Raw genomic sequence first — 19,219 nt, 5'->3', positions numbered from 1 at the left:
AGACCCTGGATCATCACGATCATGTCGCGGGTGATCTGCGGCATCATGAAGGAAAGCTGCGCGCCGCCCTGATAGAGAATGCCGAACAGGACGGCCGCCAGTAGGATGCCGAGCGGATGGTTGCGACCCATCAGCGAAACGGCGATGCCGACGAAGCCGGCGCCGCCCACGAATTCCACCTGCAGCCGGTCGGCGGACCCCATCACCACGTTGAGCGCCATCATGCCCGCAAGGCCGCCCGAAAGGAGCATGGTGACGATCACCGTGCGGGCATAGGGAATGCCGGCATAGGTGGCCGCCGACTTGCTCATGCCGAGCGCGCGCACGGAATAGCCGAACTTGGTGCGCCAGATCAGGAACCAGACGGCAGCGCACATGACAAGGCTGATGATGAAGGAAACGTTGAGCGGCGCGGGGCCGAGCCTGGAACCGAACATCGCCATCAGCCAGTCGAGATCCGGCAGCTGGCCGCCGGGACCAAAGCCGCGTGTTTCCGGCGACATGGCGCCCGCGGGCTTCAGCACATGCACCAGAAGATAGACCATCAGCGCTGCGCCGATGAAATTGAACATGATCGTTGTGATGACGATATGGCTGCCGCGCCTGGCCTGCAGCCATGCGGGGATGAAGGCCCATGCGGCGCCGAATATGCCGGCGCCCAGAATGGCGAACGGCATCGTTACATACCACGGCACATACTGGTCGAGCGCCAGCGCAACCAGCGCGCAGCCGAGCCCGCCGACATAGGCCTGGCCTTCCGAGCCGATATTGAAGAGACCGGCATGATAGGCCATCGCCACGGAAAGCCCGGTGAAGATGAAGTTGGTCGCATAATAGAGCGTGAAGCCGACGCCCATGCCGTTGCCGAGCGCGCCGTTGAGGAGGTAACCCAGTGCCTCGAAGGGGTTCTGTCCGATCAGCCAGATCACCAGTCCGGAAATGACGAGGGCGGTGACGAGGTTCAAGAGCGGCATCAAGACGAAAGTGACCCAGCCGGGCAGGGGCGTGTTGGCAGCGCTCATTTCGACCTCAAGACGCTATGCCGGCCATCATCAGGCCGAGTTGCTGTTCGCCTGCATCCGGCTTTGCCTCGCCGACATTTTCGCCCGCGAACATTACCAGGATGCGGTCGGCAAGGGCGCGGATCTCGTCGAGTTCGACGGAGACCAGAAGCACGGCCTTGCCGCTGTCGCGCATGTCGATGATGCGCCGGTGAATGAATTCGATCGCGCCGATATCCACGCCGCGCGTCGGCTGGCCGACAAGCAGGATGTCGGGATCGCGTTCGATCTCCCGGGCGACCACGATCTTCTGCTGGTTGCCGCCGGAGAAGTTGGCGGTTTTCAGAAGCGGATTCGGCGGGCGGATATCGTATTTCTCGATCTTCTCGCGCGCGTCATCGAGGATTGCCTGGCGGTTCAGCACGCCGCCGCGACCGTATTTCTCAAGCTGGTGATAGCCGAGAATGCTGTTCTCGCGTTCCTCGAACGGCAGGATCAGGCCCATATGGTGCCGGTCTTCGGGGATATGGGCGACGCCGATCCTCCGGTATGTGGCGGGATTGGCATGGACGATCTTCTTGCCGTGCACGTAGATCTCGCCGGAATGCGGCTTGCGGATTCCGGAAAGCGCTTCCAGAAGCTCCGACTGGCCGTTTCCGGCCACGCCGGCAATGCCGACGATCTCGCCGGCGCGCACATCGAAGGAGACGTTCTTGACCATCGGCACGCCGCGATTGTCGTGGACGGTCAGATTGCGCACCGAAAGGGCGACCTCGCCCGGGTTCGGCTCGCCCTTTTCCACGCGCAGCAGCACGCGGCGGCCGACCATGAGTTCGGCCAGTTCCTCCACCGTCGTCTCGGCGGTCTTGCGGGTGGCGACCATCTCGCCGCGGCGCATGACGGAAACCTCGTCGGTGATCGCCATGATCTCGCGCAGCTTGTGGGTGATGAGGATGATCGTATGGCCCTGGTCGCGGAGCATGCCGAGAATGCGGAACAGGTGGTCGGCTTCCGCCGGCGTCAACACGCCGGTCGGTTCGTCGAGGATCAGGATCTCCGCCCCGCGGAACATGGCCTTGAGGATTTCGACGCGCTGCTGCAGGCCCACGGGAAGCTGTTCGATGACCGCGTCGGGATCGACCTCGAGGCCGTACTCGCTTTCCAGCCGCTTCAGTTCCTTGCGCGCCTTGCTTTCGCCCTGGTTGAGGAGCGAGCCGCCCTCGGCGCCGAGCATGACATTCTCCAGCACGGTAAAGTCCTCCACCAGCATGAAATGCTGATGGACCATGCCGATGCCGGCGGCAATGGCGTCGTCGCTATCGGCGATTTCAAGCGGCTTGCCGTTAACGCGAACCTCGCCGCGATCGGCCTGGTAGAAACCGTAGAGGATCGACATCAGGGTCGATTTTCCGGCCCCGTTTTCACCGATAATGCCGTGGATGGAGCCCTTTTCGACCTTCAGATTGATATTCTTGTTGGCGTGAACGGGCCCGAAGCTCTTGTCTATACCGATAAGTTCGATTGCGGGCGGTGTGCTCAAAAGCTTTTCAACTCCCAAACGAGGATCGCGCGCCATTCATGGCGCCGGAGGAGGCTCTGCCCAGGGCAGGCAACAAAGGACCTTCATCCGCACGGACGCAAACGCGTTGCGCCCGTGCGACGCTGCAAGGGATCAGTAGGGGCAGGTGTTGTCGACCGAGTAGTCATGCACCTCGATCTCGCCCGAAACGATGCCTTCCTTCGCCTTTTCGACGGCGGCGAGCATCTCTTCGGTGATCAGCGGCTTGTTGTACTCGTCATAGGCCCAGCCGACGCCGTTGTCGGCAACGCCGAGCGAGTTGATGCCGGCCTCGAAGTTGCCGTCCTGGCTGGCCTTGAAGGCGTCATAGACGGCGTTGTCGACGCGCTTGACCATCGAGGTCAGGACGGAGCCCGGATGGACGTAATTCTGGTTGCTGTCGACGCCGATCGAATATTCCTCGGCATCGGCCGCAGCCTGCAGCACGCCGAGGCCGGAGGCGCCGGCCGCCGCATAGATCACGTCGGCGCCCTGGTCCATCTGGTTCTTGGTCAGTTCGCCAGCCGTGACCGGGTCGTTCCAGGCGGCGCCGGTGGTGCCGACGAAATTGCGCAGGATGGTGACGTCGCCGTTTGCGGCCTTGGCGCCCTGGGCGTAGCCGCAGCCGAATTTGTGGATCAGCGGAATATCCATGCCGCCGACGAAGCCGACCGCGCCGGTTTCCGATTTCATCGCCGCCAGAAGGCCGACGAGATAGGACCCCTGTTCTTCCTTGAAGACCACGGACTGGACGTTCGGCGCATCGATCACGTCATCCACGATGTAGAACTCGGTGTCGGGGAACTGCGGGGCGATCTTCTCGACGGCGGATTTCCAGGCAAAGGAAAGGGCGACGACGGGGTTGAAGCCCATGGAGGCGAAGTTGAGGATCGCCTGCTCGCCCTGGGCGTCGCCGGTCGGTTCGAAGTCGCGATATTCGACGCCGGTGTCGGCCTTGAACTTTTCGGCGCCGTTATAGGCCGACTCGTTGAAGGATTTGTCGAATTTGCCGCCCGTGCCGTAGACAAGCGCGGGCTTGAAATCCGCCAGCGCGGTCGTTGACATCGCGGCAAGGGCGATAAGGCTCAGGATAGTTTTTTTCATAACGCAGCTCTGTTCCCTGTGAGTGTGCTCATGGACCCTGTTCGGCGGCAGGCGCGATGCCCCCTCCTGAAACACGACCGGCCGCCACCGGCCGGATTGAACCATATCGTTGCACGGCTTCGACAAAATTTCATCACAAAATTTACCCCTTGGGCAAAAATGGCATGCACATTCCGCACAGGCAGCATCTGCGTTTCGTAACGTATTGTATTTAAAATATTCTACGTCCGGGGCGTTCGTCGCGTTGAGACGTGCCCAGAAGGCCGGGACAGCCCGAGCATGACGGTGGAGAGCAGCGCAGGCGCTGTCGAAAAAACGAAAGGGAGCGCGGCGGCGCTCCCTTGGCATCGGCATTTTCTCGCCGGTTCGTCTCAGCCGACCGGGCAGGAGACGCCGGTGCCCTTCAGGCCGCAATAGCCGGCCGGGTTCTTGGCGAGATATTGCTGGTGATAGTCTTCCGCCGGGTAGAAGGCCCCGGCTTCCGCAATTTCGGTAGTGATGCGGTCATTGCGGCCATTCGTTTCCAGTGCCCGCTGGAAGCGGTCGCGCACGGACCTGGCAAGCTCAAGCTCGTCTGCATTTTCGAGATAGATGGCCGAGCGGTAGGTGGTGCCGATATCATTGCCCTGGCGCATGCCCTGTGTCGGGTCATGGGCTTCGAAGAACAGCATGAGAAGGTTTTCGAGGCTGACTTCGGCGGGATCATAGATGACGCGCACAACCTCGGCATGGCCGGTCAGCCCGGTGCAGGTCTCCTCGTAAGTCGGGTTTGGCGTAAGTCCGCCTGCATAGCCTGCCACGGTGACGTAGACGCCCGGCGTCTGCCACAAGAGGCGCTCGGCCCCCCAGAAGCATCCCATGCCGAACTGCACTTCCTTCAGGCCGGCCGGAAAAGGCGGTGAAAGCGGACGGCCGTTGACGAAATGGCGTTCTGCGGTCGGGATGGGGTCCGGCCGGCCGGCCAGCGCGGTTTCCGGCGTCGGCATGACGGTTTTTTCCCTGTTGAAGGCGGAAAGAAACATGAGGGTCTCCCTGGAACATCTCGCCGACAGGCGGCACTCCCCGGTCCTGGCGAACATGCGTCAAACAACAAAAGGACGGAGCGAAAGGGCATTTCAGCGAAAACGCGCTTTCTGCGCCGATCCGGTGGAACGGATAAACCGAACGTCCGGTTCCCCGCCATAAGAGCAACCGAAGCCTGGCAGGCGACGGATCTTGGTCTTCAGATAAGAAACGAAACGCGCCGCAACAAGACGGCTTTGCGACAGACCGGTCGCAGCCTGCCCTTTCTCGCCGCGCCCGGCGCCCTTCAGCCCTGCCGCCATGCCTGCGGCACTTTGCGTCGATGCCTTGCGCCTCTTTGGAAACAATTCAAAAATCTGTCAGAATCGGGTTGATCATCGCCACGGCATCGGTATATATCGCGCCGGTCCCACCCATCGGTTCAGCCGAGGCGGGTGCCAGACGGACAGGTGGCCGAGTGGTCGAAGGCGCACGCCTGGAACGCGTGTATACGGGCAACCGTATCGAGGGTTCGAATCCCTCTCTGTCCGCCATTACCTCGTCCCAAGATCATGATTTTATTCATGGTTTTCTTTCCGGGATTGGTTGGTTGCATTCTGGCGCGAACGTCGAGGCTGCGCTTTCTTGTTCTGGTTTTTCGACTCTGCCTTATCTCTTGTAGTCGATTGAGTTGACGCTCGACATGATCCGCCGCCGGCGGCTGCGCGGCGGTTCCGTCATCATCGAGGCGAAGCTTGCCGAGGCGCTCGGCATCTCGCGCACGCCGCTTCGTGAAGCGCTTCGGCGGCCGGAGGGCGAGGGGCTTGTGCTGAAAGGCAACGGCCGCAATTACGTGGTTCGGTGTGTCGATATCGGCGAATATCTCCAGAGCCTCAGGCTGCGCCTGCTGATCGAGCCGGAGGCCGCCGTGCTGGCCGTACCGGCGATCCCGCGCGCAAGGCTGATCGCGGTGCGTCGCGAGACCCAGGGGCTTCTCGAGGCGAGCAGCTATCATACAGACGAGCACTGGTTCTCCGACGACAATCTGCACAACATGGTCATCGATTACTGCGGCAACGCCGTCATGGCCAAGGTCCTGCACAAATTGCGGGCGACGACGCGGCTGTTCGAAAACGATCAGCTGAAGGACCGGCTCCGGCCGGATTCGGCCGAGCATCTGGAAATCATCGAGGCGTTCGAAAGCAATGACCTAGAGGCGACGCGGTCTTCGGTCGCAAACCACGTGCAGAGTCTGATCGATTTCGCCCGTCGGAATCTTATCCTCGGCACGGGGGAAGAATGTCTCCGCCCTGCCGTCACGACTGCGGCCGATAGAGCCCGCGGAAGCGGGCATAGGCGTCATCATAGACCGCCTTGTTTGCGGCGGAAGGCGCAATCGTCGGGCCCCGGCCGACAAAGGCCGAAACGCCCGCCCAGTCATCCGCAAGCCCCGCCCCCATCGCCGCCGTCCAGGCAACGCCGAGGCAGGAACCCGGATGGCCGGTGAGGCAATGCACCGGCCGCTGCAACACATCGGCGACGGTCTGCATCCAGACCGTGCTTTGCGCGCCGCCGTCGGAGACCAGAAAACGGGTGGTCGCAAGGCCGATGTCGTTCAGCACGTCGATATGATGCCGGAGCGCATAGGCGTAGGATTCCAGAAGCGCCCGCCACAGATGGCCGATGTCATGCGAGAGCGTCAGGCCGGAGATCACGCCGCGCGCGTCGGGATCGTGGATCGGCGTCTTCTCGCCGAGGAGATAGGGCAGGATCACCACGCCCTCCGCGCCGGCGGGGCGGTTTTCGGCCAGCCGGTCGAGGTAGCGGTAGACCGAAATGCCCTCGGCCTCGGCGGCAAGCCGTTCCTGGCCGGCGAAGGTGGCGATGAACCAGTTGAGCGCCGAACCGCCGGTCGACATGCACCCGTTCGGCATGTAGAGGCCCGGGATCAGGTGATAGTCGAGAAAGAGGCGCGGGTCGGGGCGCGCCTTGTCGGTCGCCGTCAGGATATCGACGGCGCCGCCGAATTTCAGAAGCACGTCGCCGGCGTCCTGCACGCCCGCGCCGAAGGCCGAGGCCACCATGTCTGCCGCGCCGCCGACAACCGGCGTGCCTGCGCGAAGGCCGGTCAGTGCCGCTGCTTCCTCGGTCAATCCGCCCAGCACCTCATGCGAGGCGATTTTCGGCGGGATGGCGCCTGCCGGAAGATGTGCCCAGGCAATCAGGTCTTCATCCAGTTCGCCGCGCGAAACATCGACAAAGCCTGCTTCCAGCGCCCAGTTCTGCTCCACCGCGCGCTTGCCGGTGAGCTTGAAATTGACGAAATCATAGGAGCCGAAGACCGTGGCGATCCTCGAAAAGACCTCCGGCTCGTGCTTCTCGAGCCAACGCAGCTTGGCGGTGACGAGCTGCTGGTTGATGCCGTTGCCGGCCTTCTTGATGAATGCGGCCTCGTCGCGCTCCTTGCGCATGGCCTCGACCTCGCGGCCCGACCGGCCATCGCTCTGCTGGATGGAGGGGCGGAGCAGACTGCCGGCCTCGTCCAGAAGCACGACGGCAGGGAGCATGCCGGTGACGCCGACAGCGCCGACGTTGGCGGGGTCCGTGCTCTCGATCGCCAGAAGCTCGCGGGTAATCGCCTGCGCATTCTCCCACCACTGGAGGGGGTCTTCCTCCGCCCAGCCGTGATGCGGCGATGAAAGCGTGACGGGCCGGCTGGCCAGTCCCACGACCCGGGCCGGCAGTTCGATCAGGATGCCGATCGTGGATGTCGTGCCGATATCGAGACCGATCACATAAACCATGGAAGCCTCCGGGCGCGGTCAGCGCAGCGTTGCGACCTTGTCCATGAACCGGCTGACTCGGTCCTGATCGACCGGGTTCCAGGTATCGCCGTCCACCTTGAAATGCGTGCCGATGATGCAGCCGTCGGCCACCGACATGACGTCGGCGACATTGTCGATATTGACCCCGGTATTGGCAAAGACCGGAACTTCATCGATCGCCTCGCAGACGGTTTTCAGGTCCGACTGGTTGGCCGGCTGGCCGGTGATCGGGCCGGACACGAGAATGGCGTCGGCCATGGAGGAGAAGACGGCGCTTTTCGCCCTGAGCGCGATGGGCCGCTGGTCGAGCGGATGGGCGAATTCGGCATTGATGTTGAAGAGGAGCTTCATGTCCCCGGCGCCGAGATTGGCGCGCAGTCTTGCCGGCGTGGCGCAATCGGGCGCCCAAACGCCCATGTCGGAGGCGAAGACGCCGGTGAAGATCTCGCGCACGAAGCGCGCGCCCGTCACCGAGCCGATCGCCACGCTCGCTTCCGGGTCCCAGAGATAATTGACGCCGAAGGGCACCTTGATCTCGGGTTTCAACGCCTGCACCACGGCCGTCATCGCGGCAATGCCCTCGACGGGCGCTTTCCTGACATAGGGGCGGTCGTTCTCGTTGCCGAACATGATCGCGTCGACGCCGCCGGCCTGCAGCTTCTCGATGTCGGCGCGTACGTCGGCGATCAGCCTGTCGAGCCCGCCATCCTTGTCATATTGCGGCGAGCCGGGCAGGGCGCCGATATGGGCCATGGCGATGACCGCCTTCTTTTTGGCGCCGAAGAACTCGAAAATCATTGAGGTACTCCATTGAAGAAAACGGTACGGCGCAATCCGGCAGATTGCAGTCAGGAGGCCATCCTGCGGGCAGGGCTGGCGATACGGATCTCGACTTCGGCTTTGGCCAGCGCCCTGGCGATATCGCCCGGCGGCTCGGCATCGGTGATCAGCACATCGAACTGCTTCAGGTCGGCAACGTGAACGAGCGACATGCAGGCAAATTTGGAGGCATCGCAGAGCACCACCTTCTGCGTCGAGCGATTGAGGAAAACGCGCTTCATCTCCGCATCATCGAAGGAGTAGTCGTAGATGCCATGCTCGGTCAGTCCGGAAATGCCGATAAAGGCAATGTCGAACCAGAGGGCCTCGAATTCCGCGATCGCCGAAGGTCCGGAGATCGACATCTCGTCGCCGCGCATGCGCCCGCCCGGAAGATAGACTTCCGCAAGTCCTTCGCCGAGGAAGAAGGCGTTGCGCACGGAACTGGTGAATATCTTGGTGTGCTGGCGGTCCTGAAGCCGGCGGGCCAGCAGCAATGCCGTGGTGCCGACATCGAGCGCTATCGTGCGCGCGCCGGCGGAAAGCGCCTCGGCTTCCGCCGCGATCGCCTGTTTTGCAAGCGCGTTCTTGACGGTCCTGAGCTGGAAGGGCGGTTCGCCGGGAAGGGCTGAGGCCGGCGCGGGCTCTGCCGCCTGTTCGGAGCGCACGGCGCCGCCATGGGTGCGGGCAAGCTTGCCTTCCTTTTCCAGTTCGGCAAGGTCGCGGCGGATGGTCATCTCGGAAACATTGAGTTGCCCGGCAACATCGGAGACCGACAGCGCGCCGAATTCGGCGAGAACATCGAGGATGCGCGCATGGCGCACCTGCGCGAGAACCTTGGTCTTTTCTCCCTGTCCACCCTGCAAGACGGCTCCTTTCGAGATGATCGCGATCCCGGCCAGCGCCGCTTTGGCTGCGACGGGCCGATCCATTCTGATCTTCATGAGTAGCAGCAGGATCGAACAAATTCAAACATTATTTTCTCTTGTTGTGTATGTTTTTGTTGATATATGATCGAACGAAACAAGCAGGGGAACGAAAAATGACTCACCCGATCTTTCCGGAGCTCGAAGGCCGCAAGGCCGTCGTCACCGGCGGCGCCACCGGTATCGGCCGCGCCATTGTCGAGGCGCTGAGGCGCCAGAAGGTGGATGTCGCTCTGTGCGATATCAATCCCGAAGCAGCCGAGAAGACCGCGGCCGAGACCGGTTCTGTTGCCGTTCCGATTGATGTGCGCAAGCGCAGGTCGGTTGAGGACGCCTTTGCGGAGGCGGAAGAAAGGCTCGGCGGTTTTGACATGCTGTTCGCCAATGCCGGCGTCTCGACCATGCGGCCCGCGCTGGAACTGACCGACGAGGAGTGGGATTTCAATTTCGACGTCAACACGCGCGGCATCTTCCTGACCAACCAGATCGCAGGCTGTCGTTTCAAGGCCAATGGCAGAGGCGTGATCGTCAATACGGCCTCGCTTGCCGCCAAGGTGGGCGCGCCGTTTCTCGCGCATTATTCGGCAAGCAAATTTGCGGTGCTCGGCTGGACGCAGGCGCTGGCGAAAGAGCTTGCCGGTGACGGCATCCGCGTCAACGCCATCTGCCCGGGCCTCGTCAAGACATCGATGCAGGACCGTGAGGTTGCCTGGGAAGCGGAGCTGCGCGGCATGACGCCGGAGGCGGTGATCGCCGACTACATCGCGCAGACGCCGCTTGGCAGGCTGGAAACGGCGGAAGACGTCGCCGATGTGGCCGTCTTCCTCTCCAGCAATTCCGCCCGCTTCATGACCGGGCAGGGCGTGAATGTCACCGGCGGCATCTACATGACGTGAGACCGCTTTGCGGACAGTCCTAAACTGACGACGAACGAGCGGGAAAGCGCATGGCAGACATCATCTTCGACGGCATCGGCAAGCGCTATCCGGACGGCTTCGCCGCGATCGCCAATCTCGATCTTCATATCAGGGACGGCGAGTTCCTGGTCCTCGTCGGCCCGTCCGGCTGCGGCAAGTCGACCGCGCTCAGGATGATCGCGGGCCTTGAGGATATCACCGACGGCCGGCTGATCATTGACGGCGTGATCGCCAACAATCTCGCCCCGCGCGACCGCGATATCGCCATGGTCTTCCAGTCCTATGCGCTTTATCCGCATCTGAATGTCGAGGAGAATATCGGCTTCGGCCTCAGGGTGCGCGGTGCGGAAAAGAAGGCGCTGGCCGAGAAAGTGCGCCAGACGGCCGAACTGCTGGAGCTCTCCGAGCATCTGAAACGCAAGCCCGGCCAGCTTTCCGGCGGTCAGCGCCAGCGCGTTGCCATGGGCCGGGCGCTGGTGCGCGACCCGAAGGCCTTCCTCATGGACGAGCCGCTGTCCAATCTCGATGCGCGGCTGCGCGGGCAGATGCGAACCGAAATCGCCCGTCTGCAGAAGCTGACCGGCGTCACCACAGTTTATGTGACGCATGACCAGGTGGAGGCGATGACCATGGGAGACCGGGTTGCCGTCATGCGCCACGGTGTTCTCCAGCAGCTCGATACGCCGCGCGCGCTCTACGATACGCCTGCGAACCTTTTTGTTGCCGGCTTCATCGGCGCGCCCTCGATGAACTTCATGGCCGCCGATCTGGCAGCAACCGACGGCGGCATGGATGCGAGGGTCGGGCCATTCGATTTCCTGTTCGGTGCGGATGATCTTGCGGCACGGCCGGGCCTCGGCCGCTCTGCTGGCGACCGAGTGATCCTCGGCATCCGGCCTGAAATGTTCACTCCGGTCGAACATGGCGAAACTGCGGTCAACACCGTGACCGGCGAAATCATCTTCGTCGAGGATCTGGGCTCCACGCTTCTCGCCCATGTCGACATCGGCGCTGCCGATGGCAGCCTGCGCGAGATCGGCGATGACGGCGAGGATGACGGCGCGATTTCAGCTCCGCGGCTGCGCGTCGTGCTGGATGGCCAGATGCGGGTGAAGGCCGGCGAAACGATCACGCTTGCCGTGGATGCCGCGCATATCCATGTCTTCAACGCCCAGACGGAGGCGGCGATCCGGGGGTGAGGGCGTCAGGCCCGCCGGTCCATCGAGCGCGAGACCAGCAGAACTGGGATCAGGCCGGCGAGAATGATGATCAGCGCGGGTACGGAGGCGCTTTCGACCTGGGCGCGCGAGGCGTCCTCATAGACGAGGGTGGCCAGCGTATTGAAGTTGAATGGACGCAGCAGGATGGTTGCCGAGAGCTCCTTCAGCGTCTCGATGAACACCAGAAGCGCGGCCGTCCACAGCGCCGGGCGCATGTTTGGCAGCAGCACGGAAAACAGAGCCGTTGCCGGTGAGCGGCCGAGCGTGCGGGCGGCCATGTCGAGGCTCGGTGAAAGCTTCTGGAAACCGGCATCAACGCTGCCTTCGGCCATGGCAAGAAACCTGACCGTGCAGGCATAGACAATGGCAAAGCCGCTGCCTGAGAGGATCAGTCCGCTGGAAATGCCGAAACGGGTCCTGAGTGCGCCGTCCACGGCGTTGTCGAGCCCGGCCAGCGGGATCAGCACGCCGATGGCGAGCACCGTTCCGGGAATGCCGTAGCCGAGCGATGCCAGCCGTGTGACCGAACGGATCTTTGCGTCCGGATAGGTTCTGACCGCATAGGAGAGCGTCAGACCGAACATGACGGCGATCGCGGCGGCAAGTCCGGCAACGGCAAGCGAGGTGAAAAGCGCCTGAAGCAGACGCTCCGCGAGGAAGTCTTCCAGCCGTTTGAGAGCGAAATCGGCCAGCACCAGGGCAGGGATGGCGAAGCCGATGATGACCGGCAGCAGGCAGGCAAGACTTGCCAGAAACGCGGCAAACCCCGAGAGACGCTGACGTTCGCTCTTGCCGGTCACCGAGCGACCGGCGCTGTAGCGCTGATTGCGCCTCGCGATCCGCTCCAGCAGGATCAGCGCCAGCACGAAGACAAGCATGATCGCCGAAAGCTGGGCAGCGCCGGCGAGGTTGCCGCGATTGAGCCAGGTCTCGTAGATCGAGAAGGTGAGCGTGTTGACGCCCAGATACTGTACGGCGCCGATATCGTTGAGGCTTTCCATCATCACCAGGGTGAGGCCGACCACGATCGCCGGCCGCGCCATGGGCAATTGCACGGAACGGAACACCCGAAACCGCCCGGCGCCGAGCGTGCGCGCCACCTCCGCCGCGTTGCGCCCCTGCATGGAAAACACCGACCGCGCCGTCAGATAGACATAAGGGTAAAGCACCCCCGACATGACCAGCACCGCGCCGCCGAGCGACCGGATGTCGGGGAAATAATAATCCCGCGCAGATTGAAAGCCGAAGACGGCCCGGTAAAGCGTCTGCACCGGACCGGTAAAATCGAAGAATTCGCCGAAGGCATAGGCCGCAAGATAGATCGGCATGGCAAGCGGCAGCACGAGCGCAACCGACAGCAATCGCCTGAAGGGAAAATCGAAGGAGACAACCAGCCATGCGGCGACCACGCCGATGGAGCCGGTGACGAGCCCGTTGAAAACGAGAAGCCAGAAGGTGCGGCCCGCAGCCCGCGGCAGGACGGTTTCCGCAAGATGGGTGACCGCCGAAAAATCCGAGGAGAAGGCGAGCCAGACGATCGCCGCCAGCGGCAGGAGCATCAGCGCGCAGATGAGGCCGGCCGCTAGCGGCAGGGGGCGGAGCGAGCGTCGTCGCGATCGACGAGAAGAGGTCGCGCTTTCGGCGAGGTCAAGGGCCATGCTGTCCGGTCATCGCTGATGGACGCTCTCTCAAGCGCCAAAGTTGACAAGTTCCGACCGGTTTTATGGCCTGCGGTCAAAATGCGCAATATGTCCGCTTGCCGCAGCTTTTCCGGGCGGCAACAGGAAGGCCTGCCGGAAGCGCGCTTGTTCGTCCGGACGCACAAGACGGCATGCGCTAGTAATGAAACGGCCGCGCTTCCTTCACCGGCAGGAAAACCTCGACCAGCATGCCCTCGCTCGGAACGGCATGCACCAGAAAGCGCGCGCCGAGGCCTTCGGCAAGCTTGCGCGCCTTTTGCAGGTGCTGGTTCTCCGTTTCCCTGCTCTGGCCGCGGGGAGCGCCGGCCCTTCGCCGGCCCGGAGCGATGCCATTGTCGCGAAAGCGCAGCACGGTCTCCCCGCTTGCCGAGGCCGCCGTGGAAACGACCACCTGGCCGCCTGCCGGCGTGAACTGTACGGCGCCGTTGAGAAGCTCGGAGGCCATTTCCTTCAGCACCTCGGTGTCGCACGGCGTCTTGGCGAGCACAGGCGAAAGGGCCGCGCGGATGATGATCCGGCGCGCATTGGCGCGCGGTTGCACCAGGCTTACGGCCTCCGCCACCGCCTCGTTGATCTGCGCGGTTTCATGCGCGCCGGAATCGGCCAGCGGGGCGGATCTGCGGGGCTCGTGGCCCGGCGGCGTTTCCGCCTCGGCCTGTGACGGCGCGCTCTGCTCCGGTTCCGGCTCGCCGAGCAGCCGTCCGACGATGGAGCGCGCCTGGCGGCTCTTGGTGGTGATTTCGCGGGCAAGGGCGTGGTAACGGTTGTCCCCGAGCGTGCCGAAGGGCTGGTGATCCATGGTCTCCGACAGGGAGATGATGGCATCGAGCGGCTGACGCAGTTCGTAGCGCAGCGCCGAGCGCACGGTGTCCCGCTCCTCTTCCGCCTCTTTCGCCTCGCGCCGGGCAGCCCGCAGATCCTCCTCACGACGTTTCAGCGAGGTGATGTCGCGCAGGATGACGCAGACGCCTCCCGACTGCGGCAGGCGCCCAAGCGTGATGAACAGCGGAATGAGGCCGCCGCCCGCTTCCCGCCCGATCACCTCGAGCCCTTCGGGCACAACATCGCCGCCGCGTCGCTCAAGCAGGCGACTGACCTGGGTTTCCAGATCGCCGTGGCTCTCCTCGGCAAAAAGAATACCGGCATCCTCGCCGATCACATCCTGGCTCTCGACGCCGAAGAGCGCTGAGGCGGAACTGGAAATCGAGCGGATATGGCGTTTCTCGTCAAGGATAAGGATGCCGTCGGTGGAGGTGTCCAGTATGGCGTGCAGCTCCGCGACGTCGCCGTCGCTGGATAGATTCGAAGGAGCGCTTGTCTCGTGGCTCTGTTCTATGGTGACGGGCGTTTCAAGCCCGTCACTGCCTTCCTGTTCGGGCCGAAGCGTCAGCGCAAGCGCCCGTCCTCCTTTCCAGGAGACAGCCTGCAGGTGGAAAGACACAGGCAGCCGACCGCCATCGGCCGTGCGCAGGAAAAGCCGGTCGTCATCGTCGCGTTCGACAAAGGCATCGGGGCCTCCGGCGTCGATCACGGCATCAAGGGATCCGTAGCCGGAAAGCGAAAGAAAGGCGGGATTGGCATGCAGTACGCGCTCGCCAGACTGGATGACAATGGCATCCCGGCTGGCGTCGATCCATGTCGCCTCCGCCTCCGCGCTTTCGCTTGGCTGCGGCGGCCGCGTTTTCCGCTTGATGACGGGCGATGGCTCGTGTTGCGCGACAGCGGGCTCAAGGGCCGTTGCCGGCGTCGCGGTTCCGGCATCGGCGGAGCGAAGCTGGCTTGCGATCTCGTCAAGCGCGTGGCGCTCGTCCTCGGTCAGTTGCGGGGCAGACTTCGTCTGGCTTGCCGCCGCCGGGCGGGCGAGCGGCGTTGCATCGGGATTGGCGCTTTCTTCGCCGAGCCGGACCAGGCCGAAGCCTCTGAAGCCGTCGAATCGGCGCTCGCGCGTATAGGTCGGCAGCGCCGCCATATCGACGGGCACGACCGTGTCCGTGCCGGAGACCGGCCACTCGACCGTGCGGCCCGACCATGTGTCCGCGCTCTGGAGAAGCCGGGAGATCGCGCCCGCGCCTCTGACGCCGAGCCGCGTTTCGATCTCTGCGAAACGGAGGCCGGTGATTTCGGCCATGGCGGGACCAACAGCCTCGGCAAGTTCGCCGGAGACGTCGGTGATCCGGCCGGCGCCGTCGGTGCGCCAGACGAAGCGCAGCGGGCGGCGGGTGTCGGCCTCTGCATGTTCGGTTTCCCGGGCCTTCGCCGGGTGCGTCTCGATCTTTGCCGGCTGTTTTCGCACGACCGGGCCTTGCCGGGGAGCGGGCTGCTCGTTCTGCTGGTAATGCGCAGCGAGCGCGCCGAGGCTCTCGTCGATGGCGGCAATCGCCTCGCGGGGCGAGCGGCCGCTCTCCGGCGCCATCGATCCTTCTTCCTCCGCCGCCCCAACGATCGCGCTGACTTCGTCGGCGAGTTCTTCGGAGACAAACAGCAGGAACTGGACGGGATGTTTCGAAAGGCGACCGAGCGCCAGCGGCCAGATGCCGGTCTCGGTGGTTGCGAGCCGCTCCGTATAGCTTTCGGGCCCTGCCGTCAGGCTCTCGATGATCGGGCGGATGTCCTTGGGCTGAAGGGCGGTGCGGCTAAAGCCGGAAGAGGCGGATATGCACGCGCCGTTCTCCCCGACCACAGCCAGATGCGCCTCGTCCTCGTCAAAACCTGACACGAGCGCGTCACTGCGGTTCCCTTCCGACGGGTTCTCGCAATCGAGCAGCAGGTAGCGGCGACCATCAAGACCGAAGAGGCTCGCAGTTGCCGGTTGTGACACCCTTCGGAAGCGCTGCGCGATATTGACGGTGAAATCCCTGCTGTCACCGGGCTCCGAAAGAGGGCCGGCCGCAGCCATAAGCTGGCGCAGGAGAATGGAGGCGTCGGTCCTGGTTCCGGTCGCCTCACCAATCCGCGCGTGGCCGAGCAGCCTCGCGCCGGCCGCGTTGGCAAAGGCGACGGTGCTCGTCTCCGGATCGACGGCCAGCATGGCCCTGCCGTCAAGAAAACGTCCGCGCAAGGCCGGATGGGTGGCAAAGGCGAGGTAATGTGGAACTGCCGTGCTCATGGCTCTTCGGTCCGCTCGGGTTCGTTCGGAAGCGTTGTGTGCCCGACAGGCCTTTCGCGCATCCTTGGCTTAACGCTTTCTTAATAATAATAATGGCGATTGTGGTCCAGATCAGGTCCGGTCTTTTCATGGCGGACGGTTAACGCGGCGACCGGTCGCAGGGTCAAAGGATTTTCGCCGATCGGCCATCAAGGGGCTTGCAAATTCCTGTCAGGCCTTTTAAGTGAGCCGCGATGCAAGACGCATCGCCCTTGTGCGGTTGTAGCTCAGTTGGTTAGAGCGCAGGTTTGTGGCACCTGAGGTCGGTGGTTCGACCCCACCCAACCGTACCATTTTCTTCCTTTCGTCACCGTCAGGCGCTCAAAAGCGGGCGATTGCGTATGCGCCGCTTCGGCAGACTGCGCCGGATCTCACGCAATCGCGCTCACGACTTGTCTCGGTGAACGCCAGGGTATTCGACCGGCTCTTTCTGCAGCACAGGCGGAACGGTTTCCGCATTCATGGTCATGATGCTGGCTGCAAGGCCGATCTTGCGGAACTCCGTCGGACTGACCCGGAAGTAGCGGCGAAAAACCTTAGCGAAATAGTTCGGATCGGAAAATCCGGCCATGCCGGCGACCTCCTTGACGGTATGATCGCCGCTTGCCAGCAGGCGCGTCGATTGTTTCAGCCGCCGGAGCAGAACATATTCCGCGGGCGGCATGCCTTCCGATTGCGCAAACAGGCGCGAAAAATGCGACCGGCTGAAGCCGGAGACCTCCGCCAGCCTGTCGACCGGGAGCGGTTTTTCCAGATTGGCGTCGATATAATGCGTGACCCTTTGCATCGCCCGGCTTTCCACCGGCGGCATGGTGTGGGCGCCGAAGACATCGTCATAGAGCAGCATGGTCACTTCATAGGCAACGGCGGACGCTCTTGCCGGCGTCTCGGTTTCCGATGAAAGCAGGCGGCGCAGACAATCCGCCAGCTGATCAACGGTCTTCTGCTTCAGCTTGAGCACCGGGCCGGAGGTCGCCAGGACCGCCCGCTGAATGCGCATCGCCTCTTCGCCATTGAGCGAGATCCAGAAGAATTCCCAGTAACCGTCCTCCTCCACCCAATAGCTGTGATTGTGCGGGATCAGGGTGAGCATGGTTTCGCCCGGCCTGATCCGGAAGGTCTGGTTCTCAAAACGCAGATTTCCCGCGCCGGCAATCGTGTACTGGATCACCGAGAAAGGGCTCTGGCCGCGCCGCCTTCCGTCCCACCTGTAGTCGGGCCGTGTGCGGATTTCATACCCGGCGCTGACTGGCATGGCATGCAGGTCCTGATGTCCGCGCGGCAGGGAAATCAGCCGCCCGATCGGCGCTTTTTCTCGCAGCTCCTGTAGCACAGAATTACCCATGAAAGCACAATCCCTCTCTGTGATGTCGTCCCGACTGCTGCATAATGCGGACCGGGAGTTTGAAACACAAGTGATACAGGCATAACGCAACTGTCGGGGTGACGTCTTTCGTGACGCCTTGCCGGTGAGGTCGATGTTGTCTGTTGCATTTGATTTTACCCTGTTTGTTGGTTCTTGATTCAGGGAGGCGGCTATGAGCGCTTTCAAAATAGCCATTATCGGCGCCGGCAGCGTCGGTTTCACCAAGACGTTGTTCAAGGATATCCTGTGCGTTCCGGAATTTTCGGATATCGAAGTGGCGCTGACGGATATCAGCGAGAAAAATCTGACGATGGTGAAAACCATCCTCGAGAAGATCGTCGAGGCCAATGGCCTGCCGACCACCATCACCGCGACCACAGACCGCCGCAAGGCGATCGAGGGCGCGCGCTATGTGATTTCCTGCGTTCGCGTCGGCGGGCTTGAGGCCTATGCCGATGATATCCGCATTCCGCTGAAATACGGCGTCGACCAGTGCGTCGGCGATACGATCTGCGCCGGCGGCATTCTTTACGGCCAGCGCAACATCCCGGTCATTCTGGATTTCTGCAAGGATATCCGCGAGGTTGCCGAGCCCGGCGCCCGCTTCCTCAACTATGCCAATCCGATGGCGATGAACACCTGGGCAGCCAATGAATACGGCAAGGTCGATACGATCGGGCTGTGCCATGGCGTCCAGCACGGCGCGGAACAGATTGCGGAAGTGCTCGGCGTAAAACAGAACGAACTCGACTATATCTGCTCCGGCATCAACCATCAGACCTGGTTCACCGATCTGCGCGTCAACGGCCGCAAAATCGGTAAAGACGAGCTGATCGCCGCCTTCGAGGCCCATCCGGTTATCTCGAAGCAGGAAAAGGTCCGCATCGACGTGCTGAAGCGTTTCGGGGTCTATTCGACCGAAAGCAACGGCCACCTGTCCGAATACCTGCCCTGGTATCGCAAGCGCCCGGAGGAAATCACCCGCTGGATCGACATGTCCGACTGGATCCATGGAGAGACCGGCGGCTATCTGCGTTACACGGCGGAAAATCGCAACTGGTTCGAGACCGAATTTGACGGATTCCTTGAAGATGCGGCTAAACCGATCGACCCGAAGAAACGGTCGAGCGAACATGCCAGCTATATTCTCGAAGGGCTGGAGACCGGCCGGGTCTATCGCGGCCATTTCAACCGCAAGAACAACGGCGTGATCACCAATCTGCCGGATGACTGCATCATTGAATCGCCCGGTTTCGTGGATCGTTTCGGCCTCAACATGGTCGCCGGCATCACGCTGCCGGAAGCCTGTGCTGCAACCTGCATGGCCTCGATCAACGTGCAGCGCATGTCGGTTCATGCGGCCGTGACCGGCGATCTCGATCTTCTGAAACTGGCCGTCCTGCACGATCCGCTGGTCGGCGCCGTCTGCACGCCGGAGGAGGTCTGGCAGATGGTGGACGAGATGGTCGTCGCCCAGGCCGAATGGCTGCCGCAATATGCCCATGCCATCGACGGCGCGAAAGAGCGGCTTGCAAAGGCGACGGTCAGGACGCGCGAATGGGAAGGGGCGGCCCGCCGCCAGATTCGCTCGGTCGATGAAATGCGCGAGGAGAAGGAAGCCGAGCGCGCGGCGGCC

Annotated in this window: 13 protein-coding genes, 2 tRNA genes and 1 pseudogene; 6 read left to right on the top strand and 10 right to left on the bottom strand. The window is 62.8% G+C overall.

Annotated features, from left to right (window positions below; all coding sequences use genetic code 11):
* From AC5DC2_RS05675 to msrA, 4 genes are all read right to left on the bottom strand, one after another.
* Positions 1–1,022 (bottom strand): ABC transporter permease (locus AC5DC2_RS05675; RefSeq protein ID WP_491697803.1); only part of this gene is annotated, 1,022 nt, incomplete at its 3' end.
* 7 nt (positions 1,023–1,029) lie between these two features.
* Positions 1,030–2,541, bottom strand: a complete 1,512-nt coding sequence (locus tag AC5DC2_RS05670) for an ABC transporter ATP-binding protein (RefSeq protein ID WP_024706049.1) — start codon at positions 2,539–2,541, stop codon at positions 1,030–1,032.
* 132 nt (positions 2,542–2,673) lie between these two features.
* Positions 2,674–3,663, bottom strand: a complete 990-nt coding sequence (locus AC5DC2_RS05665) for a BMP family lipoprotein (protein WP_024706050.1) — start codon at positions 3,661–3,663, stop codon at positions 2,674–2,676.
* 371 nt (positions 3,664–4,034) lie between these two features.
* On the bottom strand, positions 4,035–4,685 hold the full coding sequence (gene msrA / locus AC5DC2_RS05660) for a peptide-methionine (S)-S-oxide reductase MsrA (protein WP_491697802.1): 651 nt from the start codon (positions 4,683–4,685) through the stop codon (positions 4,035–4,037).
* A gap of 444 nt (positions 4,686–5,129) precedes the next feature.
* On the opposite strand from msrA, the gene AC5DC2_RS05655 reads away from it, so the two are divergent.
* A tRNA-Ser gene (locus tag AC5DC2_RS05655) sits at positions 5,130–5,219 on the top strand.
* Between the two features lie 146 nt (positions 5,220–5,365).
* Positions 5,366–5,944, top strand: a pseudogene (locus AC5DC2_RS05650) (GntR family transcriptional regulator); the annotation flags it as partial.
* A gap of 37 nt (positions 5,945–5,981) precedes the next feature.
* On the opposite strand, the gene AC5DC2_RS05645 reads toward AC5DC2_RS05650, so the two are convergent.
* From AC5DC2_RS05645 to AC5DC2_RS05635, 3 genes are read right to left on the bottom strand one after another with little or no spacing between them, the layout of a single operon-like run.
* A complete protein-coding gene (locus AC5DC2_RS05645; RefSeq protein WP_491697801.1) occupies positions 5,982–7,469 on the bottom strand; it encodes an FGGY-family carbohydrate kinase in 1,488 nt (495 codons plus the stop codon).
* A gap of 18 nt (positions 7,470–7,487) precedes the next feature.
* A complete protein-coding gene (locus AC5DC2_RS05640; protein WP_491697800.1) occupies positions 7,488–8,288 on the bottom strand; it encodes a BtpA/SgcQ family protein in 801 nt (266 codons plus the stop codon).
* A gap of 50 nt (positions 8,289–8,338) precedes the next feature.
* Entirely contained in the window at positions 8,339–9,241 is a 903-nt protein-coding gene (locus AC5DC2_RS05635; RefSeq protein ID WP_491697799.1) for a DeoR/GlpR family DNA-binding transcription regulator, read from the bottom strand.
* A gap of 110 nt (positions 9,242–9,351) precedes the next feature.
* On the opposite strand from AC5DC2_RS05635, the gene AC5DC2_RS05630 reads away from it, so the two are divergent.
* Both AC5DC2_RS05630 and AC5DC2_RS05625 read left to right on the top strand, forming a co-directional pair.
* Entirely contained in the window at positions 9,352–10,131 is a 780-nt protein-coding gene (locus tag AC5DC2_RS05630; protein ID WP_491697798.1) for an SDR family NAD(P)-dependent oxidoreductase, read from the top strand.
* A gap of 50 nt (positions 10,132–10,181) precedes the next feature.
* Positions 10,182–11,351 (top strand): ABC transporter ATP-binding protein, encoded by a 1,170-nt coding sequence (locus AC5DC2_RS05625; protein WP_491697797.1) that lies wholly within the window; start codon positions 10,182–10,184, stop codon positions 11,349–11,351.
* A 5-nt stretch (positions 11,352–11,356) separates the two neighbouring features.
* Here AC5DC2_RS05625 and AC5DC2_RS05620 read toward each other — a convergent pair whose 3' ends face one another.
* Both AC5DC2_RS05620 and AC5DC2_RS05615 read right to left on the bottom strand, forming a co-directional pair.
* Positions 11,357–12,931 (bottom strand): ABC transporter permease, encoded by a 1,575-nt coding sequence (locus AC5DC2_RS05620; protein ID WP_491697804.1) that lies wholly within the window; start codon positions 12,929–12,931, stop codon positions 11,357–11,359.
* Positions 12,932–13,208: 277 nt separating this feature from the next.
* Positions 13,209–16,178: a PAS domain S-box protein gene (locus AC5DC2_RS05615; protein WP_491697796.1), complete on the bottom strand. Its 2,970-nt coding sequence runs from the start codon at positions 16,176–16,178 to the stop codon at positions 13,209–13,211.
* Between the two features lie 255 nt (positions 16,179–16,433).
* Here AC5DC2_RS05615 and AC5DC2_RS05610 point away from each other — a divergent pair.
* Positions 16,434–16,510, top strand: a tRNA-His gene (locus AC5DC2_RS05610).
* A 92-nt stretch (positions 16,511–16,602) separates the two neighbouring features.
* Here AC5DC2_RS05610 and AC5DC2_RS05605 read toward each other — a convergent pair.
* Positions 16,603–17,562 (bottom strand): AraC family transcriptional regulator, encoded by a 960-nt coding sequence (locus AC5DC2_RS05605; protein WP_024706060.1) that lies wholly within the window; start codon positions 17,560–17,562, stop codon positions 16,603–16,605.
* A 193-nt stretch (positions 17,563–17,755) separates the two neighbouring features.
* On the opposite strand from AC5DC2_RS05605, the gene AC5DC2_RS05600 reads away from it, so the two are divergent.
* On the top strand, positions 17,756–19,219 hold a 1,464-nt coding region (locus tag AC5DC2_RS05600; RefSeq protein ID WP_491697795.1), incomplete at its 3' end, for an alpha-glucosidase/alpha-galactosidase.

The organism is Martelella sp. (genome assembly GCF_984369615.1).
The sequence above is the reverse complement of the archived record's forward strand: the minus strand, read 5'-3'. Positions and strand labels throughout refer to the sequence as shown.